General features: G+C 60.0%; 18 protein-coding genes. 16 read left to right on the forward strand and 2 right to left on the reverse strand.

Annotation, left to right across the window (positions count from 1 at the left end):
• A partial coding sequence (locus ABJO75_RS08710) for a hypothetical protein (protein WP_348432450.1) occupies positions 1-242 on the forward strand: 242 nt, incomplete at its 5' end.
• Between the two features lie 26 nt (positions 243-268).
• Here the strand turns inward: ABJO75_RS08710 and ABJO75_RS08715 are convergent.
• Entirely contained in the window at positions 269-478 is a 210-nt protein-coding gene (locus ABJO75_RS08715) for a DUF1127 domain-containing protein (RefSeq protein ID WP_348135301.1), read from the reverse strand.
• A 232-nt stretch (positions 479-710) separates the two neighbouring features.
• On the opposite strand from ABJO75_RS08715, the gene ABJO75_RS08720 reads away from it, so the two are divergent.
• The 10 genes from ABJO75_RS08720 to murD all read left to right on the forward strand — a co-directional run bounded on the left by ABJO75_RS08720 (position 711) and on the right by murD (position 12,176).
• A complete protein-coding gene (locus ABJO75_RS08720; protein WP_348135303.1) occupies positions 711-1,781 on the forward strand; it encodes an Mrp/NBP35 family ATP-binding protein in 1,071 nt (356 codons plus the stop codon).
• Between the two features lie 658 nt (positions 1,782-2,439).
• On the forward strand, positions 2,440-2,922 hold the full coding sequence (gene mraZ, locus ABJO75_RS08725) for a division/cell wall cluster transcriptional repressor MraZ (protein WP_348432452.1): 483 nt from the start codon (positions 2,440-2,442) through the stop codon (positions 2,920-2,922).
• Positions 2,923-2,926: 4 nt separating this feature from the next.
• Entirely contained in the window at positions 2,927-3,919 is a 993-nt protein-coding gene (gene rsmH, locus ABJO75_RS08730; protein ID WP_348135307.1) for a 16S rRNA (cytosine(1402)-N(4))-methyltransferase RsmH, read from the forward strand.
• Positions 3,919-4,269 (forward strand): cell division protein FtsL, encoded by a 351-nt coding sequence (locus ABJO75_RS08735; RefSeq protein WP_348135309.1) that lies wholly within the window; start codon positions 3,919-3,921, stop codon positions 4,267-4,269. The genes rsmH and ABJO75_RS08735 overlap by 1 nt, the downstream gene beginning before the upstream one ends.
• Positions 4,266-6,050: a penicillin-binding protein 2 gene (locus ABJO75_RS08740; protein WP_348135311.1), complete on the forward strand. Its 1,785-nt coding sequence runs from the start codon at positions 4,266-4,268 to the stop codon at positions 6,048-6,050. Before ABJO75_RS08735 ends, ABJO75_RS08740 begins: the two co-directional genes overlap by 4 nt.
• A gap of 17 nt (positions 6,051-6,067) precedes the next feature.
• On the forward strand, positions 6,068-7,561 hold the full coding sequence (locus ABJO75_RS08745) for a UDP-N-acetylmuramoyl-L-alanyl-D-glutamate--2,6-diaminopimelate ligase (protein ID WP_348135313.1): 1,494 nt from the start codon (positions 6,068-6,070) through the stop codon (positions 7,559-7,561).
• A complete protein-coding gene (gene murF / locus ABJO75_RS08750; protein ID WP_348135315.1) occupies positions 7,558-8,982 on the forward strand; it encodes a UDP-N-acetylmuramoyl-tripeptide--D-alanyl-D-alanine ligase in 1,425 nt (474 codons plus the stop codon). Before ABJO75_RS08745 ends, murF begins: the two co-directional genes overlap by 4 nt.
• Positions 8,983-8,993: 11 nt before the next feature.
• Positions 8,994-10,076: a phospho-N-acetylmuramoyl-pentapeptide-transferase gene (gene mraY / locus ABJO75_RS08755; RefSeq protein ID WP_348135317.1), complete on the forward strand. Its 1,083-nt coding sequence runs from the start codon at positions 8,994-8,996 to the stop codon at positions 10,074-10,076.
• A 127-nt stretch (positions 10,077-10,203) separates the two neighbouring features.
• The gene (locus ABJO75_RS08760; protein WP_348135319.1) at positions 10,204-10,779 is read left to right on the forward strand and encodes a DedA family protein; all 576 of its coding nucleotides are present in this window, start codon (positions 10,204-10,206) and stop codon (positions 10,777-10,779) included.
• Positions 10,776-12,176 (forward strand): UDP-N-acetylmuramoyl-L-alanine--D-glutamate ligase, encoded by a 1,401-nt coding sequence (murD, locus tag ABJO75_RS08765; protein WP_348135321.1) that lies wholly within the window; start codon positions 10,776-10,778, stop codon positions 12,174-12,176. The genes ABJO75_RS08760 and murD overlap by 4 nt, the downstream gene beginning before the upstream one ends.
• A gap of 47 nt (positions 12,177-12,223) precedes the next feature.
• Here murD and ABJO75_RS08770 read toward each other — a convergent pair whose 3' ends face one another.
• Complete coding sequence (locus tag ABJO75_RS08770) at positions 12,224-13,405, reverse strand: NAD(P)/FAD-dependent oxidoreductase (RefSeq protein ID WP_348135323.1); 1,182 nt, start codon at positions 13,403-13,405, stop codon at positions 12,224-12,226.
• A 127-nt stretch (positions 13,406-13,532) separates the two neighbouring features.
• On the opposite strand from ABJO75_RS08770, the gene ftsW reads away from it, so the two are divergent.
• The 5 genes from ftsW (at position 13,533) to murB (ending at position 18,555) form a co-directional block, all read left to right on the forward strand.
• Positions 13,533-14,699: a putative lipid II flippase FtsW gene (ftsW, locus tag ABJO75_RS08775; protein WP_348135325.1), complete on the forward strand. Its 1,167-nt coding sequence runs from the start codon at positions 13,533-13,535 to the stop codon at positions 14,697-14,699.
• Entirely contained in the window at positions 14,696-15,790 is a 1,095-nt protein-coding gene (locus tag ABJO75_RS08780) for a UDP-N-acetylglucosamine--N-acetylmuramyl-(pentapeptide) pyrophosphoryl-undecaprenol N-acetylglucosamine transferase (RefSeq protein ID WP_348135327.1), read from the forward strand. The genes ftsW and ABJO75_RS08780 overlap by 4 nt, the downstream gene beginning before the upstream one ends.
• Positions 15,791-15,815: 25 nt before the next feature.
• A complete protein-coding gene (gene murC, locus ABJO75_RS08785) occupies positions 15,816-17,213 on the forward strand; it encodes a UDP-N-acetylmuramate--L-alanine ligase (protein WP_348135329.1) in 1,398 nt (465 codons plus the stop codon).
• A gap of 153 nt (positions 17,214-17,366) precedes the next feature.
• The gene (locus ABJO75_RS08790; protein WP_348135331.1) at positions 17,367-17,630 is read left to right on the forward strand and encodes a DUF2484 family protein; all 264 of its coding nucleotides are present in this window, start codon (positions 17,367-17,369) and stop codon (positions 17,628-17,630) included.
• Positions 17,623-18,555: a UDP-N-acetylmuramate dehydrogenase gene (murB, locus tag ABJO75_RS08795; RefSeq protein WP_348135333.1), complete on the forward strand. Its 933-nt coding sequence runs from the start codon at positions 17,623-17,625 to the stop codon at positions 18,553-18,555. Before ABJO75_RS08790 ends, murB begins: the two co-directional genes overlap by 8 nt.
• The last annotated feature ends 72 nt before the right edge of the window (positions 18,556-18,627 follow it).

Genomic DNA, 18,627 nt, shown 5'->3' on the forward strand with positions numbered 1-18,627 from the left:
GGAGGAGGAGAGCGCCCGGTGTATCAAGCCCGGTCTGTTGGACCGGTATGAAGGATGCGGCGACATCAGGGAGGAGGAAAGATGCCGCCGCTCTTACAACACCAAGACGCAGGGAGGAGGAGAGCGCCCGATGTATCAAGCCCGGTCTGTTGGACCGGTATAAAGGTGCGGCGACATCAGGGAGGAGGAGAGATGCCGCCGCTAGAAACAGACCCTCCAGGGAGGAGGAGAGGAGAGTCTGAACTCAAAAACTGGTGTGATCCTAAGATCAGCTCGCTTCGTAAGCGGCTTGATAGGCAATGCGTTTCAGCATAGAGCGGTGCAGGCCGAGATCGGCAAGCTCACGGTCCGACAGGACCGACAATTCGCTCAGTGTGTGGCGATATACGCGATAGCTTTGAAACCGCGATTTAAGCCCCTGCAGCCAGTCGGTTGTGACCGGGCTGCCGTTTGATTTCTTCAGTACAAGTGTGCTCATTGTTCTTAACCTCAGATGCGTTGGCGATTGTTAGCGCCTCAACTTGATACAAAGATAGGGTAATGCTGCAGATGCACAATAGTCGACTGTTCAATGCTGCCATGCAGCAATTGCATGGGGTAAATGTATGTTTAGCGGGCAGTTGCAGCAGAACTGCACAGAATACAGTCGTATTTCCCGCTTTGGGCGAATAGGACCGGGGTAACGCAAACAACGGGCAAGGGATGGTCTCATGAAGCTTACGCAAGGTCATGTAAAGACAGTGCTTTCGACTCTGATTCTTCCTGACGGTGGTGACTTGGTGAGTCGCGATATGGTGCGTGCCGTCGCGATTGATGGTGGCGCCGTGCGTTTTGTGATCGAAGCACCGTCGCCAGAAATCGCACAACAGATGGAGCCTCTGCGCCGCGCGGCAGAGGCTGCGGTTCTGGCGATGGACGGTGTAGATACGGTGTCGGTTGCCCTGACGGCGCATGGCCCCGCAGAAAAGCCCGCCGCACCCAGCCTCAAGATCGGCGGTCACCCAAAACCGCAGGAGGGGCCGACACGCCCCAGCGGTGTGGACCGGATCATCGCGGTTGCGTCAGGCAAGGGTGGCGTGGGTAAATCCACTGTATCATCCAATCTCGCCGTGGCGCTGGCGCGTGCCGGGCGCAAGGTCGGGCTGCTTGATGCTGATATATATGGCCCCAGCCAGCCGCGCATGATGGGTGCGTCGGGCAAGCCGGCCTCGCCTGATGGCAAGACCATCATTCCCCTGCACGCGCATGGGGTCACATTGATGTCGATCGGGTTCATGGTCGAAGAGGGCAAGGCAGTCGTCTGGCGCGGGCCGATGTTGATGGGCGCGTTGCAGCAGATGTTGGGGCAGGTGGAATGGGGCAAGCTGGACGTGTTGATCGTTGATCTGCCTCCGGGAACCGGGGATGTGCAGCTGACACTATGTACCAAGTCGCAATTGACCGGGGCCGTTGTGGTTAGCACACCGCAGGATGTTGCACTGCTGGATGCGCGCAAGGCGTTGGATATGTTCGCCACCCTCAAGACGCCGGTTCTGGGATTGATAGAGAATATGTCTGGCTTTGTCTGTCCGGACTGCGGATCAGAACACAATATATTCGGTCATGGTGGTGTGGCTGCCGAAGCCGACAAGCTGGGTGTGCCCCTGCTTGGAACCTTGCCGATTGATCTGGAGACGCGACTCGCGGGGGACGCCGGCACTCCGATCGCAATCGGAACCGGTCCGGCGGCGGAGGCCTATGCGCGTATGGCGGAGCGATTGATTAAAGGCGGCATGGCCTGAACCAGCCCGATTACACTTCTGGGAAATCATGGGACGAAGGTCGATTGGTGGCGCTTTCCTCTCGAATCAAAGCGCGCGACTCTGTTCTGACAGAAGCAATTACACCACCTCGCCAAGAACGTATCGGGAACAAGAGAGTAGTGCAGGTCACATGATGAAAAAATCTGGGAAATCGTGGGACGAATTTTCGCTCAAGAGCTCGCACTACATATAGTGTATTTTGGCGATTGAGTCGCAATTTGTGACAAAAAATCCACAAAATTAGGAATTTTTCGGGCGCGCCGTGGTGTTTCTCAATCCCGTGTGCACGCGCTTTCCCGTAAAAAACAGTTGCTTCCCATGAATTCCCGTGCGATCCCTTGTTCATCGGATGAAGAAGACAGCAGGGGCACCAAACGACCCCAAACCAACGATAAGCAGGTTTCATACAGGCTTCGACTTCATCAGACCAAGAGATCCGGCGCGCAAGCGAGCAGACATCCCCCCAGGTGGCGCGCGCGACTGGACACCCGCAAAGCGGGACAAGGCGGCGGGTTGATCAGTGGCAGCGGATCAACTCGCCGTTTTCTCTTTCAGGGGGCAAGCGAACGGGCGTCGGGACGCATAAAGAAGGGCAGGGAACTTGGGTCGCAGGTTCAGAGGCGAAGGCCACCACAAGGTGGATGTTAAGGGCAGGGTGACAATCCCGGCCTCTTTTCGCCGTGTTCTCGTCGAAGGCGATCCCAACTGTCAAACCGGCGGCAACCCCGAACTCGTCATCGTTTATGGCGATCATCGCCGCAATTACCTTGAATGTTATACGATGGAGGCGATCGACGAGGTCGATGCCAAGATCGACGCGATGCCGCGCGGCTCTATGGAGCGCAAGATGCTGCAGCGCATGTTCCACGGACAGTCCTTTCCGACCACTGTCGACGAGACCGGGCGTCTGGTTCTGCCCGCAAAGCTGCGCAGCAAGATCGATCTTGAAGGGATGGCGTTCTTTATCGCCGCCGGTGACACATTCCAGATATGGAAGCCCGAGACCTATGATACTGAGGAATTGGCCAAGGCAGAGGCCTGGCTGGACGAACTTCCCGGCGATTTCGATCCCCTTATATTCCTGGACGGTGCCGCACCGCCCAGCAATTCCGAGGGTTGAGCGGATGGCGGTCGAGGCCCATCCGGAAAAATCTGACGCCCACATTCCCGTTCTGCTGCGCCCGTTGCTTGCAGCGGTTGCACCGGTTGGCGGCATCTGGCTTGACGGAACCTTTGGCGCGGGTGGGTACACGCGTGGTCTGCTGGATGCAGGGGCAGAACGGGTTGTCGCAGTTGATCGTGACCCGCTGGCGTTCGACATGGCAAAAGGTTGGGCCGATCAATATGGCGACCGGCTGGTCATGCAATCGGGCGTGTTCTCGCGTATGGATGAATATGCAAGCGATCTGGATGGCGTCGTGCTTGATCTCGGTGTTTCGTCCATGCAGCTTGATCAGGCGGAACGCGGATTTTCGTTCATGAAGGATGGTCCGCTGGACATGCGGATGTCGCAGTCCGGTCCATCTGCCGCCGATCTGGTCAACGAGGCAGGCGAAAGCGTGCTCGCTGACGTTCTGTTTCATTATGGAGAAGAGCGCGCGAGCCGTCGCATCGCACGCGCAATCATCCGGGCACGGACAGAGGCTCCGATCACCACGACATTGCAACTCGCCGGGATCATCGAGTCTTGCCTGCCTCGACCCAAACCCGGGCAATCGCATCCGGCAACGCGCAGCTTTCAGGCGCTTCGGATTGCGGTCAACGAAGAATATGATGAATTGTATCGCGGCCTCATGGCGGCAGAGCGGGCGTTGAAGCCCGGCGGGCAATTGGCCGTGGTCAGCTTTCATTCCATCGAGGACCGTATGGTCAAACGGTTTCTGTCGGCACGTGCCGGGCAGGGCGGGCGCGCAAACCGCTATGCTCCCGAGATCGAAGAGGCCGCGCCGCAGTTCACGCTCAAGTCGCGCAAGGCAATCGGACCGGATGATGAGGAACTAGCCGAAAATCCGCGTTCGCGTTCTGCAAAGCTGCGGGTGGCGATCCGCACGGATGCACCGGCTGGCGAGGTTGATGCGCAGACCATCGGGACGCCACAGCTGAAAGGGGGACACTGATGCGAAGCATCGCGTATGTTCTGGCCGCACTGGCGGTCTTTGGGCTGGCCTTTTGGGCCTATCGTGAAAACTACGCAACGCAGCGGGTGCTGAGCGAAACCCGGCAATTGCAGCGTGATATCGGCGCAGCGCAGGTGCGCCTCAGCGTGTTGCGTGCGGAATGGGCCTATCTGAACCGCCCAAACCGGTTGCGTGAATTGGCGAATATCAATTTTGACCGGCTGGGTCTGTTGCCCCTGCGCCCGGATCAGTTTGGTCGCGTGGACGAGGTCAGCTATCCGACGGTCGACCTGTTGCCATTAATGAACCCGATCGACATCTCGACTTTGGCAGAGGAGGAGCCGCTGTGATCCGCACACCTCTGCGCCCACTGGCGCGCATTCTGTCGGCCCGTGCCAAAGGCGAAAACCCGGATACGATCGAACGCGAGAATATCCGCCGCCGCCACGAAGAAATGCGCGATCGGACCCGCGCCCGCGCCGAAGGGCGTCTGCTGGTGCTTGGCGTGTTCTTCTTCTGCGCCTTCGCCGTCGTTGGTGGGCGCATGGGGCTGCTGGCGACATCTGAAGCCACTGAACCGGTGGCCAGTGGGGGCGATACCACCATCGCCACACAACGTGCCGACATCGTGGACCGCAAGGGTCGGATACTCGCCACCAATTTCGAGACACATTCGCTTTATGCGCAGCCGCCGTATCTGATCGATCCGGTCGCAGCCGCCGAAGGGCTCGCGCGGATTTTCCCTGATCTTGAGGCCGAACGGTTGCTCAAGGATTTTACCGGGAAACGCAAGTTTGTCTGGATCAAGAAAAAGATCAGCCCCGAGCAAAAGCAGGCGGTGCATGACCTGGGCGATCCAGGATTGTTGTTCGGCCCGCGCGAAATGCGCCTTTATCCCAACGGTACGCTGGCGGCGCATGTTCTGGGTGGGGCGAGTTTCGGCAAGGAAGGCGTGAATGCTGCCGAGGTGATCGGGGTTGCTGGTGTTGAAAAGCAATTTGACGACTATCTGCGCGACCCGGCCAATGGCGCGACGCCGCTGCAACTGTCGCTAGACCTGACGGTGCAGGCGGCGGCCGAACGGGTGCTATACGGTGGCATGAAGCTGATGAACGCCCGCGGCGCGACATCCATCCTGATGGATGTGCACACAGGCGAGGTGATCTCGGTTGTGTCGTTGCCAGATTTTGATCCCAACGAACGCCCGCGCCCGCCGACATCCGGCTTTGACCCCTCGGCAAGCCCACTGTTCAATAGGGCGGTCCAAGGGGTGTACGAACTGGGTTCGACATTCAAGATTTTTGCGACCGCACAAGCGATGGACCTGGGGCTAGTCAGCCCGGAAACCATGATCGACATTCGTGGTCCGCTGCGGTGGGGCAAGTTCCGCATCAATGATTTCCATAACTATGGCAAAGAGTTGTCGGTCACAAAGATCATCGTGAAGTCGTCCAACATCGGTACCGCACGGCTGGCGCAACAGATCGGTGCCGACCGCCAGAAACAATTCATGGGTGCGCTTGGCATGCTGAAGGCAACGCCATTCGAAGTGGTCGAGGCAAGTGGGGGTGCCCCGCTCTTGCCCAAGAACTGGTCAGAACTCAGCGCAATGACAGTATCCTACGGCCACGGTCTGTCCGTCAGCCCGATGCATCTCGCAGCAGGATATGCGGCGATCGCCAATGGCGGTTTCTATGTCAATCCGACGATCATCCGTCAGGACGGCCCGCAGTATGGGCCGCGTGTGATGTCGGACCGGGCAGCGGCAGCATCGCGCCGTATGTTGCGGCAGGTCGTGACCGATGGCACCGCGAGCTTTGGCGAAGTTCCGGGGTACGGCGTTGCGGGCAAGACCGGCACAGCAGACAAGCCCAAACCGCGCGGTGGATATTACGAAGACAAGGTCATCGCCACCTTTGCGAGCCTGTTTCCGGTGCAGGACCCGAAATACGTTCTCATCGTGACACTTGACGAACCGTCCGAGAATTCGGGATCGAAACCGCGCCGCACCGCCGGGTGGACGGCTGTGCCAGTGGCGGCAGAGATGATCGGTCGGATCGCGCCGCTTCTGGGCGTGCGTCCGGACGTTGAACCGGGGCAGTCGGCTGGTATAAGGCTGACCTCGAACTAGCCTTGGGGGCCGGGCAAATGAGTACAGCCGAAACACACCCTGTAAAGTCACTCAGCCAACTGGCGTTGACCGCGCGCGGGGGGCGAGATCCGCAGATCACCGGCCTCGCGGTGGACAGTCGCGAGGTGAAGGATGGGTATCTGTTTGCCGCCTTGCCCGGCAGCCGTGTACACGGTGGCGAGTTCATCCAATACGCGCTGCGCATGGGGGCATCGGCAATCCTGACCGACGCAGAAGGCGCGGCGCTGGCAGAAACCGAGCTGGCCGCATCGGACGCGGCGCTGGTCGTCACCGAAGATCCCCGACAGGCATTGGCGTTCACCGCCGCGTTGTGGTTCGGGGAACAGCCCAAGACGATCATTGCGGTGACGGGTACCAACGGCAAGACTTCGGTTGCGACCTTTGTGCGCCAAATCTGGACCGAACTCGGACATGCGGCGATCAACCTGGGAACCACAGGGGTTGAAGGGGCGTGGTCAGCGCCGCTTGCCCATACCACACCCGAGCCGATCACCCTGCAACGCACGCTGGCCGAGGCCGCTGCGCATGGCATCACCCACGCCGCGATGGAGGCGTCGAGTCACGGCTTGGAGCAACGGCGCCTTGACGGGGTACATCTGACGGCGGCCGGATTCACAAATTTTACCCAGGATCATCTGGATTACCACGATACATTCGAAGCCTATTTCGCCGCCAAGGCGGGATTGTTCCGTCGGGTTCTTCCGGCTGAGGGCACGGCTGTCATCAACCTTGATGATGATCGCGGCCCGGAAATGCGCGCCATCGCGGCTGCGCGCGGGCAGCAGATCCTGACAACGGGGCGCGGGTTGGGCGACATCAACCTGCTGTCGCAGCGTTTTGACTCCACCGGACAGGACATCCGCTTCGGCTATCGCGACAAACCGCACCAGATCCGCCTGAACCTGATCGGCGGCTTTCAGGCGGAAAACGTGCTTCTAGCCTGCGGGCTGGCAATTGCCTGTGGCGATGCCGCAGGCGATGTCTTCGAAACCTTGCCGCGCCTGACGACGGTACGAGGTCGGATGCAATTGGCGGCGACTCGGTCCAATGGGGCTACGGTTTTTGTCGACTACGCACACACACCGGATGCGGTCGCGACCGCGCTCAAGGCGATGCGCCCGCATGTGATGGGGCGTCTCATTGCCATTGTCGGGGCTGGCGGTGACAGGGATGTCACCAAACGCCCGTTGATGGGGCAGGCGGCGGCAGAAAACGCCGATCTGGTTATCGTGACCGATGACAATCCACGCAGCGAAGACCCGGCGCTGATCCGCACCGCCGTTTTGGGCGGCGCACCCGAAGCAACAGAGGTCGGGGACCGCGCCGAAGCGATCCTGCGCGGTATAGATGAATTGGGGGCGGGTGATGCCCTGCTGATTGCCGGCAAGGGCCATGAAACCGGGCAGATCGTCGGGGATGATGTTTTGCCCTTTGATGACGTCGAACAGGCCAGTGTCGCGGTAGCGGCGCTGGATGGAGGGATCGCATGACGCTCTGGACCGCGCAAGACGCCGCCGAGGCCACGGGAGGGCAGGCGCAGGGTGACTGGGCGGCCAACGGAGTCTCTATTGATACGCGGACATTGCAGCCGGGTGATCTCTTTGTGGCACTGAAGGCCGCGCGGGATGGTCATGACTTTGTTGCGCAGGCGCTTAGCAAAGGGGCCGCCGCAGCATTGGTCACGCACGTCCCCGACGGCGTTGACCCAGATGCGCCCCTCTTGATCGTGGATGATGTGTTGCGGGGGCTTGAGCGTTTGGGGCAAGCTGGCCGTGCCCGCACGGATGCCCGTGTTATTGCGGTCACTGGCAGTGTCGGCAAGACCTCGACCAAGGAAATGCTGGCGCGGATGCTGGGCGATCAGGGGCGCACCCATGCCAGCGTTGCCAGCTATAACAACCATTGGGGGGTGCCGCTGACCTTGGCGCGGATGCCCAGCGACACCCAATTTGCCGTGATCGAGATCGGCATGAACCATCCCGGCGAAATCGAGCCGCTGGCCCGCATGGCGCGCCCGCATGTGGCGATGATCACCACCGTTGCTGCCGTGCATCTGGAAGCTTTCGCCAATGTTGCGGCGATTGCGACGGAAAAGGCCGCGATCCTTGACGGTTTGGAACCCGCCGGAACTGCCATTCTGAACGTTGATATCGAAGAGGCCGATATCTTGCGCGACAAGGCGGCGTCGGTTGGTGCCGCGATCGCTGAATTCGGAACCCGTGCGCAGGACTATCAATTGCTGGATGTCACGGTGACCGGTGACAAGACCGTCGCCCGTGCAACTGTGCATGGCGAGGAACTGCTCTTCAAAATTGCCACCGCCGGGCGGCATTTCGCGATGAATGGTCTTGGTGCGCTGGCCGCTGCGACGGCGCTGGGCGCAGATTCCGCACTCGCGGCACTTAGCCTTGGCAGGTGGAGCCCGTATCAAGGGCGCGGCGTGCGCGAGGTGATACAAATGGATGCGGTGGAAGCGGATCACGACATGATCCTGCTGGACGACGCCTATAACGCCAATCCAACGTCAGTGGCCGCCGCGCTGGATGTGTTGGCAGCGACCGACAAGGGCAAAGGTAGACGGATCGCGATTCTGGGCGACATGAAGGAACTTGGTCCGCAAGGGGCGGCGATGCATGCGGCTCTGGCCGACCTGCCCGCGATGGCGCAGATCGACACAGTGCATTGCATCGGTCCGTTGATGGGCGATCTGCACGCAGCACTTCCCCCGGCAAAGCGGGGTCGCCACGAACAGACCAGTGCGGCACTGCTCCCCATCCTGAACAAAATCGTGCATGGTGGTGATGTGGTTCTGGTCAAAGGCTCGCTCAGCATGAAACTGGGCGAAATCGTTGACGGCATCCGCAAAATGGGTCATGGCGAGCCGAAATTCGCGACACAAGATAATGAGTAGGGGGCGTTGAAATGCTCTATTGGTTGACTGCGCTTTCTGACGGGGGGGATTTTTTCAACCTCTTCCGCTATATCACATTCCGTGCCGGGGGGGCGTTTCTGACGGCCCTGATTTTTGGATTTCTCTTTGGAAAACCGTTGATTGCAGTGCTGCGCAAGCGGCAAGGTAAAGGCCAGCCGATCCGGGACGATGGTCCCGAAGGTCATTTCGTCAAGGCTGGCACTCCGACCATGGGTGGCCTGCTGATTGTTGGCGCGTTGATCACCGCCACGCTGCTTTGGGCGCGGCTGGACAATCCGTTTGTCTGGCTGGTGCTGTTCGTGACGATGAGCTTTGCGGCAATCGGGTTTGCCGACGACTATGCCAAGGTCAGCAAGCAAAATACATCTGGCGTACCGGGCAAGCTGCGGTTGGCCTTAGGTATTCTGATCGCGATGATCGCGTCGTGGTGGGCTGCACAGTATCATCCTGCGAATCTACAGGGGCAACTGGCCCTGCCGGTGTTCAAGGATACGCTGATCAATCTCGGTTATTTCTATGTTCCTTTTGGCATCATTGTCATTGTGGGTGCCGCCAATGCGGTGAACCTGACAGATGGCCTCGACGGGCTGGCGATCATGCCGGTGATGATCGCGGCCTCGACTCTGGGGGTGATCGCCTATGCGGTTGGGCGTGTCGACTTTACCGAATATCTTGATGTGCACTACGTGCCGGGTACTGGTGAGATCCTGATCTTCAGTTCCGCGCTCTTTGGCGGCGGGCTCGGTTTTCTCTGGTATAATGCGCCACCCGCTGCGGTGTTCATGGGCGACACAGGCTCGCTTGCCCTCGGCGGGGCACTTGGGGCGATTGCAGTCGCGACCAAGCACGAACTGGTGCTGGCCATCGTTGGCGGGCTATTCGTGGTCGAAGCGATGAGCGTGATCATTCAGGTGCTTTACTTCAAGAAAACCGGCAAGCGGGTGTTCCTGATGGCGCCGATCCATCACCATTACGAGAAAAAGGGTTGGGCAGAGCCCACCATCGTCATCCGGTTCTGGATCATTTCCCTGATCCTTGCGATGATCGGGCTGGCAACGCTGAAGGTGCGGTAGAAAAGCTAGACTGTTGGACCGCAATGTCCAAGGGCTGCATGTGTCAAAAGGGGCGCATCACACATAGCGGCCGGTGCATGAACAGGCACCGGTTTGGTCATGAAACCTGACGGGCCGGGGGGAAATCATGTCGCTTGAAACGCTGGTGCAGACCCTAGGCTTGCCGGGGATTGCCGTCGGTACTGTGGTCGAAGGTGATGCGGTTGCGTTTCTGGGTGGCGTGCTGGCGCATCGCGAACTTTTGCCCTTTGTCGGTGTCGTGCTTGCCGCAGCGCTTGGTGGCGCAGTGATCGACAACGTGATGTTTCTGATCGGGCGATATGCCGGGCATCGGGCCATTGTTCGGAAACAGCTGGCGCGCGGGCCGGTCCCTGCCCTTCAGGCACGGATCGAACGCCACCGGGTTACGACGATCCTCGGATTTCGGTTCATCTATGGTATGAAAAGCGTTGGTGCGATCCTGATTGGCATGACCCCTATTTCATGGCTGCGTTTTGCATTGCTAGATGTCGCTGCGACATTGCTGTGGGCCACGGTGTTTTGCGGTCTGGGCTTTGGCGTTGGCGGAACGATCCGGTCGGTCTTTGGACATATGAAATTGCACTTGCACCTCGGGCTCGCTGCGGCGATTTTCCTGTTCGGAGTTCTGCTGGTTTGGCTGGGGCTGCGATGGTGGAACAGGCACAAGGAAGCGCCTCAATGATCCCAGTTACGGGTATGGCCGATCGGCAAGTTGCGGTTCTGGGGCTCGGGCGTTCCGGGCTGAGTGCGGCGCGGGCACTCAGGGCCGGGGGCGCACACCCGGTCTGTTGGGATGACAATCCGGCGGCGCGCGCGACGGCCGAGGACGAAGGCTTTACCTGTCGCGATCTGACCGGAGCAGGGGCGTTTGACGAGGTCGCAGCACTGATCGTCAGTCCGGGTATTCCGCATCTTTATCCTGCGCCAAACTCGGTGGTCGCCGCTGCGTTGCGCGCCGGGGTTCCGGTGGACAATGATATCGGGCTGTTCTTTCGGTCATTTGCGACGCGAGCGTGGGACAAGTTTGACAGCCCGCCGCGCGTCGTGGCGGTGACCGGTTCCAACGGCAAATCAACCACCGCCGCGCTGATCCATCACATCCTGACCGAGGCGGGGCGCCCGGCACAGTTGGCTGGGAACATCGGGCGCGGGGTGCTGGATATCGATCCACCCGGTGATGGCGAGGTTATCGTGTTGGAGCTTAGCAGTTACCAAACCGATTTGGCGCGCGCCCTGACCCCTGACATTGCAGTGTTTACCAACCTGTCGCCGGACCATCTGGATCGGCACGGGGGGCTCGGCGGTTACTTCGCGGCCAAGCGTCGGCTGTTTGCCGAAGGTGGACCGGACCGTGCGGTGGTTGGTGTTGATGAGAACGAAGGCGAGTTTCTCGCCGGACAACTCTCGGAAGGGCCCACCGATGATCGGGTGATCCGTGTGTCGGTCACGCAGAAACCCGGTGGGCTGGGCTGGCAGGTGTTTGCACGCAAGGGGTTTCTCTCGGAATACCGCAAGGGGCGACAGGCCGGGTCCATCGATTTGCGCCAGATCGCGGGCTTGCCCGGTGCGCACAACCATCAGAACGCCTGCGCCGCTTATGCCGCATGTCGGGCCTTGGGTTTGGCGCCTCGGGTGATTGAGCAAGCGCTGCGCAGTTATCCGGGCTTGCCCCATCGCAGTCAGATCATCGCCGAAGTTGAGGGTATAACCTATGTGAATGACAGCAAGGCCACCAATGTGGACAGCGCCGCAAAGGCGCTGAGCGCGTTTTCCAGAATTCGCTGGATCTGTGGCGGGCTTGAAAAAGAAGGTGGGTTGGCGCAGCTGAATGCATCAAGCGGTACGGTCGCCAAGGCCTATGTCATTGGACGCGAGGCGGCGAATTTTGCGATGCAGCTTGATGTTGAAGCCGAGATTTGCACGACCATGGCCGAGGCGGTTGCGCGTGCAATGGCCGAGGCCGAACCGGGGGATACGGTGCTTTTGGCGCCCGCTGCTGCGAGCTTCGATCAGTATGACAATTTCGAACAGCGGGGTAATGATTTCACCGCAAACGTTCGCGAGCGGCTGGCAGGATAGGGGCGCTGCCCCCTTCCGGAGTATTTTCGCAAAGATGAAGCGCGGGGTCAGCTTCCGAAGGCAATGGCGATGCCGGCAGCATGTCCGGAGGACCAGGCCCATTGGAAATTGTACCCGCCTAGCCAGCCTGTGACATCGACCGCTTCACCGATTGCGTAAAGCCCTGGCACCGCTTGCGCCTGCATCGTCTTTGACGATAGCGCAGCCGTGTCGATGCCGCCCAGTGTCACTTCGGCAGTACGATAACCTTCGCTGCCCGACGGGGTGAGACGCCATTCAGACAACGCCGCAACCAGCGCGGATAGGGCGTTATCCGATTGATCGGCGAGGCGTCCGGTCAGGGGCAGATGGGCCGACAGGTGTTGTACCAACCGGGTAGGCAGATGTTGGGACAGTTCTGTATTGAGCTGGCGCCGACCTTCAGATTGGCGTTGTGTGCGCAGTGTCTCTAACAGCGGCATATCCGGGATCAGGTTCACGGCGATGTCTTCACCCTCGCGCCAGTATGAAGACAGTTGCAGTACTGCAGGTCCGGAGATGCCGCGATGAGTGAACAGCAATGCCTCGTCAAACCCGGTACGATCGTTGGAGAGACGTACAGGCAGCGAGACCCCGGAGAGTTCGGAAAATCGCCCATCTGGGAACGTCAGCGGCACAAGGGCAGGGCGTGTTTCGGTTACGCGCAGTCCAAATTGGGCCGCAATATCATAGGCCAAACCGGTTGCGCCCATCTTGGGGATTGATTTACCGCCCGTGGCGAGCACCAGATTGCGGCATCGTATCACGTGCCGTGCACCCTCGCGGTCCAAGGTGACTGCAAAGCCTGCATCGGTCTTTTGCACCTTTGTGACAGTGGTTTGCTGCCAGAGCGTGGCACCGGCGCGCTCGATCTCGGCCAACAGCATCGCGATGATTTGTTTGGCGGAGCCATCACAAAACAGCTGCCCGAGCGTTTTCTCGTGCCAGGCGATGCCGTGACGTTCTACGAGGTCGATGAAATCCCACTGAGTGTACCGCGCCAGTGCGGATTTGGCGAAATGCGCGTTTTCGGAGAGGAAATTCGCAGGCCCTGCATAAAGGTTGGTAAAATTACAGCGTCCGCCGCCGGAAATGCGGATCTTCTCGCCAGGTGCGCGCGCGTGATCGATGACCAGAACACCCGGTCCTGCGTGCGCTGCGCACATCAGACCGGCGGCGCCTGCGCCCAGAATGAGGGTTTCATACTCCATCCCTGCCGGTTGGCGCGGATTGCCGCCAAAAGCAAGAGGAAGAGACTGGCCTGATGCCCGATTATGATGTAGCTTTGCGTAATAGACCCCGAAAAGGGGCGGGCAGAGGCAGAAACGGCGGTAATCCATGACCGAAATGGTGTATGGCGCGGTCCCTGAACGGGGTGGCGATCCTATTCTTCCAAAATGGTGGCGGACCATCGACAAATGGTCGATGTCCTGCGTGCTGATCCTGTTTGTGATCGGCCTGTTGCTGGGGCTTGCGGCCTCGCCCCCATTGGCGGCGCGAAACGGCTTCGAGCCGTTTCATTATGTGTCCCGACAGGCGGTGTTCGGCAGTCTGGCATTGGTTGCCATGTTGCTGACGTCGATGATGTCACCGACACTGGTACGACGGTTGGCGGTGCTTGGGTTTCTTGCGGCCTTTGTCGGGTTGGCGATGCTGCCATTTTTAGGAACAGATTTCGGCAAAGGTGCGGTGCGCTGGTATAGCCTTGGGTTTGCAAGCGTGCAGCCCTCGGAATTCCTCAAGCCCGGATTTATCGTTGTCGGCGCCTGGATGTTGGCCGCCAGCCAGCAGATCAACGGGCCTCCGGGCACGGCGTGGTCATTTGCATTATGTGTCGCGATCGTGCTGATGCTGGCCTTGCAACCCGATTTCGGGCAGGCCTGTCTGGTGCTGTTCGGCTGGGGCGTAATGTACTTTGTCGCGGGTGCTCCAATGATCCTGCTGGTCGGAATGGCAGGGTTGGTCATTCTGGGCGGAACATTGGCTTATTCCAATTCCGAGCACTTTGCCCGCCGTATCGATGGTTTCCTCACCCCGGATGTCGATCCGACAACCCAGCTTGGTTATGCGACCAACGCGATCCGCGAGGGTGGTTTATTTGGTGTAGGCGTCGGCGAGGGGCAGGTGAAATGGTCGTTGCCAGATGCGCATACCGATTTCATCGTCGCGGTCGCGGCGGAGGAATATGGGCTGGTTCTGGTCCTGATCATCATCGCGCTTTACGCCAGCATCGTCGTGCGGTCGCTGCTGCGGCTGATGCGGGAACGTGATCCGTTCATCCGGTTGGCCGGAACCGGGCTTGCCTGTGTTTTTGGAGTGCAAGCGATGATCAACATGGGCGTGGCGGTGCGGTTGTTGCCAGCCAAGGGTATGACGCTGCCGTTCGTCAGCTATGGTGGATCGTCCCTGATTGCGGGTGGTATTGCGGTTGGCATGTTGCTGGCCTTTACCCGCTCCCGCCCACAGGGCGAATTCGCCGATCTGCTGCGAGGGCGCAGCAGATGAGCCAACCGCTCTTGATGATGGCGGCGGGCGGGACGGGTGGTCACATGTTCCCCGCGCAGGCACTGGCCGAGGCGATCCTTGCTCGGGGCTGGCGGGTCAAACTGTCAACCGATGCGCGCGGCGCGCGGTATACCGGCGGTTTCCCCCATTCTACCGAAATCACCGAAGTGAACAGCGCCACATTTGCGCGCGGCGGTCTTGCCGCCAAGGCGATGGTGGCGCCCAAGATTGCGTCCGGCGTTATAGGCGCGATGTTGCAGATGCGGCGCGATCGCCCGGATGTCGTGGTTGGCTTTGGAGGCTATCCGACGATTCCGGCATTGGGCGCGGCAGTTCTGTTAAAGCTGCCACGCATGATCCATGAACAGAACGGTGTTCTTGGCCGGGTCAACCAACTGTTTTCAACCCGTGTCGCCTGTGTTGGCTGCGGAGTCTGGCCCACCGACCTGCCCGAAGGGGCCGACGGTATTCATGTGGGCAACCCTGTGCGGGCGGCCGTGCTGGATCGGGCCGGGGCATCCTATATCCCGCCGGGTGACTACCCCATGTCACTTCTCGTCATGGGCGGCAGTCAGGGCGCGCGAATTCTTTCGGACGTAGTGCCGGACGCCATCGTCGCCTTGCCAGAACCGATCCGCAGGCATCTTCGTGTCAGCCATCAGGCCCGCCCCGAAGACATCGACCGAGTCACCGCACGCTATGCCGCCAACGGTATCGACGCCGATGTGCAGACATTCTTTCAGGACGTGCCGCGCCGGATGAGCGAAGCACAACTGGTCATCAGTCGCGCGGGCGCATCCTCGATTGCAGACCTGACCGTGATTGGGCGGCCTTCGATCCTGATCCCCTTTGCCGCAGCCGCGGGGGATCATCAGACCGCCAATGCGCGTGGGCTGGTCGATGCCGGGGCCGCGATCCTGATTCCAGAAGGGGCGCTTGCGGCGGCAAGCCTCGCAGATCAGATGACGGCGATTCTGGAAAACCCCAAAGCAGCAATGCAGATGAGCAACGCCGCGCTGACTTCGGGTGCTCCGGACGCGACAGAGCGTCTTGTTGCCCTTGTCACTGAATTGGCACAAAGGACGGATTGAACTGATGATGGATGGAAGCCCAGTTATGAATGCAGCCACCAAACTCCCCCTTGATATCGGCCCGATTCACTTTGTCGGTATCGGCGGTATCGGCATGTCGGGCATTGCCGAGGTTCTGCTGAATCATGGCTACCGGGTTCAGGGTTCTGACCTCAAGGCGTCCAAGATCACCGAGCGGTTGGGTGTGCTGGGGGCTGAGATCTGCATTGGTCAAGCCGCCGAAAATCTGGGCGAGGCCGAGGTTGTGGTGATCTCGTCTGCGATCAAGCCGGGCAATGCCGAACTGGACGAGGCCCGCAAGCGTGGCTTGCCAGTGGTGCGCCGGGCCGAAATGCTCGCCGAACTGATGCGGCTGAAATCCAACATCGCGATTGCCGGGACGCATGGCAAGACGACGACGACGACCATGATGGCCGAATTGATGGTGGCCGGACACTTTGATCCGACCGTAATCAATGGCGGGATCATTCACGCCTATGGCTCCAATGCGCGTATGGGGCAGGGCGAATGGATGGTGGTCGAGGCGGACGAGTCCGACGGCACATTTAACCGGCTGCCTGCAACCATCGCCATTGTGACCAACATCGACCCCGAGCATATGGAGCATTGGGGCGATTTCGACACTCTGCGTGATGGCTTCCACGAATTCGTGTCCAATATTCCATTCTATGGCGTTGCCGTGTGCTGCACCGACCATCCAGAGGTACAGTCACTGGTGGGCCGGATCACTGATCGTCGCGTCGTGACCTATGGCTTTAACACGCAGGCCGATGTGCGTGCGGTGAACCTGACCTATAAGGCTGGTGTCGCCCATTTCGATATTCAGCTTCAGGCTGAGGACAAGGTGATTGAAGGGTGCACGCTGCCGATGCCCGGCGATCACAACGTGTCAAACGCACTGTCCGCAGTGGCCGTGGCCCGCCATTTGGGCATGAAGACTGACGAAATCCGTGATGCGCTGGCGGCGTTTGGTGGCGTCAACCGGCGTTTTACCAAGGTGGGTGAGGTCGATGGGGTGACCATCATCGATGATTACGGCCACCATCCGGTGGAAATCACCGCCGTGCTCAAGGCTGCGCGTCATGCAAGCGAAGGACGCGTGATCGCCGTGCATCAGCCGCACCGCTACAGCCGTCTGCATGATCTGTTCGACGATTTCTGTGCCTGTTTCAACGATGCCGACGTCGTGGCGATTGCTGAAGTCTTTGCCGCTGGTGAAGACCCGATTGAGGGCGCGAGCCGCGACGATCTGGTTGCCGGGTTGATTCGCCATGGACACCGCCATGCGCGCGCCTTGATCGACGAAGATGATCTGGTGCGAATGGTCCGCGAACAGGCGCGACCCGGCGACATGGTGGTTTGTCTCGGCGCTGGTACAATCAGCGCATGGGCGAACAACCTGCCGGATCGCCTGCAAGGGTAGTGGCCGCGGTAAACAGACCTGCTAATCCCGCAATTTTAGGCAAAGCGGGATTGCATTTTGTCATTAGGGATTGCACTAGCGGCCCTGCTTTCTGTCGAGAGACCCGCCCGCAGGCGTGGGGCGGCAATCGGTGATGTCACTGAGGACCTGAATATGCCATTGTCCCTGATCCTTGCTGCTCTCTGGGCGTTGATCGCCAACATACTGGCGATGTTGCCAAGCCGCGATCATCACTGGCGCAAGGCATATGCTCTCATCGCGTTTGGCATCCCGATCCTTGGTTACGTCACCTATGAGAACGGCCCGTGGGTCGGACTGGCGGTGATGGTTGCTGGGATGTCGATGTTGCGTTGGCCGGTGATCTATCTGAGCCGTTGGGCGCGACGCAAATCATCGGGATTGCGTGACCATGGTTGATCTGTCTCAGGCCCCGATACGCGGACGGTTGACCCCCAACCGCGACCTGTCCGACCTCACATGGTTGCGCGTTGGCGGCCCGGCGGACTGGTTGTTTCAGCCTGCGGATCTGGACGACCTGTCCGGCTTTCTGAGATGGCTTGATCCCAATGTTCCGGTGTTCCCGATGGGGGTCGGATCGAACCTCATCGTGCGCGATGGTGGTATACGCGCGGTGGTGATCCGGCTGGGGCGCGGTTTTAATGGCATCGAGATCAACGGCACAACAGTGAACGCAGGGGCGGCGGCGCTGGATGCACATGTGGCGCGCAAGGCGGCCGATGCCGGGCTGGATCTGACATTCCTGCGCACGATTCCGGGCAGCATCGGTGGTGCCGTGCGGATGAACGCGGGCTGTTATGGCAGTTATACGGCAGATCACCTCGTTTCGGTCCGCGCGGTTTTGCGAGACGGGTCTATTGTCACGCTGACCCTCGATGAACTGAACCCACGCTATCGGCAGACCGATTTGCCTGAAGGCGCGGTGCTGGTCGACGCAACCTTTCGCGCAACCTCCGGTGATCCTGCGGAACTGCACGCCCGCATGGCGGCACAACTGCAAAAACGGGACGAAACACAGCCGACCAAGGATCGCAGCGCAGGATCGACCTTTCGCAACCCGGCCGGGTTCTCAAGCACCGGGCGGGCTGATGACGTGCATGATCTGAAGGCCTGGAAAGTCATCGACGATGCCGGATTGCGCGGTAAACGGCGCGGTGGTGCACAGATGAGCGAGAAGCACCCGAATTTCCTGATCAATTCCGGCGGCGCCACGGCGGCGGATCTCGAAGGATTGGGCGAAGACGTGCGAAAAAAGGTTTACGATTCGAGCGGTATCACGCTAGAGTGGGAAATCATGCGGGTCGGAGATCCTGCAGATACCTAAAGACCCCGAACACACCCGAACAGGCAAAAATCCGGGTGTGACACAATCGGGAAAATGAAAAACACCGGCCGC

It is taken from the genome of Sedimentitalea sp. (assembly GCF_039973035.1).
Classification (GTDB): domain Bacteria; phylum Pseudomonadota; class Alphaproteobacteria; order Rhodobacterales; family Rhodobacteraceae; genus Sedimentitalea.